Genomic DNA, 2,165 nt, shown 5'->3' with positions numbered 1-2,165 from the left:
CCTCTATCTGCCCGCCGCCAAGCGGCTGCGCGAACGCTCCTCACTGGAACAATTGCGGAGTATCTGCGCTTGGCAGAGCCATCTGAAGGCTCACTGGTATGGCCTCCGCTTTGGTGAGCTGCATGTTACGGAAACCGGCGAAGAGTACCAGTTCCAGATACACATATACTTGGGCGAGATTTCTCCAGAAATGGTGCAAGTGCAGTTATTCGCTAATGGAATAGCGAATTCTACCCCGGAAATTTTGCCCATGGATCGGTGCGAAGCATTAAGCGGATCCACCAATAGCTTTCTATACCAGTGCAAGGTAGCCACAGATAGACCGTCGTCGGACTATACACCTCGCATCATTCCGGCGCACCCCTCATGCCTTGTTCCCCTGGAGAACAACGCCATCCTCTGGTATCGATAACTCACCATGATTTCCAATATCTCACAGATGTCTGTAAGCAAGGACTTTCTTCGAATAACTTGGACGTTAGCGTAGAAACTGGAGTATCATGAAAAATGTTGGTCTTTATACGCGGAGTTTAGGTATCCAAGCGGTGACAACATGACGCCCGTGCCAGGGGAGCTCGACCAAGCCATCAGTCACGGCGGCGGCATGGCCTCGGCCCATGATCGGGGCAGTTTCAAGACGACCTTTCCCGTGGACGATCGACGACACACTTGTCTATCCGTTCGCTACGCGGGCAAAGGGATAAAGGATGCGGCAACGACGGGCACTACGCGTATCTATCTGGCCATGCCGAGTTGTGATGGACCGGCAGGCTGCCTGTCTGTGGATGCTGCCGTGCTCGGGGGCTTCGCTGCGAAGCTCTCCGGTACCGCGAAGGAATTTCGTCTCGACGACGCGGTACTGGGTGCCGGAGCTGACTTGGCCTGTCGTTGGCGAGGAACTCTCTGCCTCCTTTGCAATCGAGACGCTCTATGGGTTTATTAGACCAATCTCCAGTCCAGAAGTCATTGAGACCCTCACGTTCCCTGCAGGAACTCTGGTCGCAGATTATCGGTGGCAGTGCGCCTGTACATTTTATCATTGCGTTTTTCGTCGGCGTGGTAGCCGGGCTGGGTGCGGTACTTTTCCGTAAACTAATTGCCTTCTTTCATAATCTTTTTTTCTTCGGGCATTTTTCTTTCGCCTACGACACACTGCAGTTTACCGCTACGAGCCCATGGGGCATCTGGATACTGCTTGCTCCGGCCATCGGCAGTCTAGGTGTTGCCTGGATGGTGCAGAATTTTGCTCCGGAAGCCAGAGGGCATGGGGTACCGGAGGTCATGGATGCGATTTACTATCAGCGGGGCTTCATGCGCCCTCAAGTCGTCATCGTTAAAGCCATTGCTTCAGCGCTGAACATCGGTTCCGGCGGGTCCGTTGGTCGGGAAGGCCCCATCATCCAAATGGGAGCGGCTTTTGCCGCCAACCTTTCGCGCTGGTTGCGCCTGGAAGAATGGCAGCGCTATGCCCTGATCGCCGCTGGGGCCGGCGGTGGTATTGCAGCTACCTTCAATACGCCCATCGGCGGCGTCCTTTTTGCCATAGAACTCATGATGCCGGAAATCAGTGCCCGCACGCTGATACCGGTCATGATCACCACCGGCACGGCAACCTATATCAGCAGATTCTTCCTGGGATACCATCCTTCTTTCATCATTCCTGCTCTACACATCGCCGCCACAGCCCACACTTCACCCAAGGCATTTTCCGCCTATTTGTTGCTGGGCATTGCGATCGGGCTAGGCGCATGGCTTTTCATGCGCTCCATCTACTGGTTCGAAGATATGTTTGACGCGCTGCCAGGAAATTACTATTCGCGGCATTTTTCTGGGATGTTGGTGGTTGGTGCCATCATCTTTTTGCTGGATCATTTTTATGGGCATTATTATGTCGAAGGGGTAGGCTACGCGACAGTCCAGGCGGTATTGAATACGCAACTGGTCTTTCCCGGACTGCTCATCCTGCTCGCTCTGTTAAAACTCTTGGTTACATCGTTGACGCTGGGCTCAGGAGGGTCGGGCGGCATATTTTCGCCCTCGCTGTTTATGGGTGCGACTCTGGGCGGGGCCTTCGCCATCATCGGGCACTACCTGGACCCAACCCTGGATCTCAATGTCATGACCGCTGCCGCCCTCGGAATGGCCGGAATGGTTGGTGCCGGAAC

General features: G+C 54.6%; 2 protein-coding genes and 1 pseudogene. All 3 read left to right on the top strand.

What is annotated here, in order from left to right; genetic code table 11:
• Positions 1 to 412 (top strand): annotated as a pseudogene (locus AC2VNM_RS05130) (DUF3417 domain-containing protein); the annotation flags it as partial.
• 141 nt (positions 413 to 553) lie between these two features.
• Complete coding sequence (locus AC2VNM_RS05125) at positions 554 to 943, top strand: hypothetical protein (protein ID WP_483166231.1); 390 nt, start codon at positions 554 to 556, stop codon at positions 941 to 943.
• 23 nt (positions 944 to 966) lie between these two features.
• Positions 967 to 2,165, top strand: a 1,199-nt coding sequence (locus AC2VNM_RS05120) for a chloride channel protein (protein ID WP_486912984.1), incomplete at its 3' end; no start/stop codon positions are given.

It is taken from the genome of Acidithiobacillus sp. TH-A67 (genome assembly GCF_057473545.1).
Note: the sequence above shows the minus strand (reverse complement) of the source record. Positions and strands in the feature narration are given on the sequence as shown.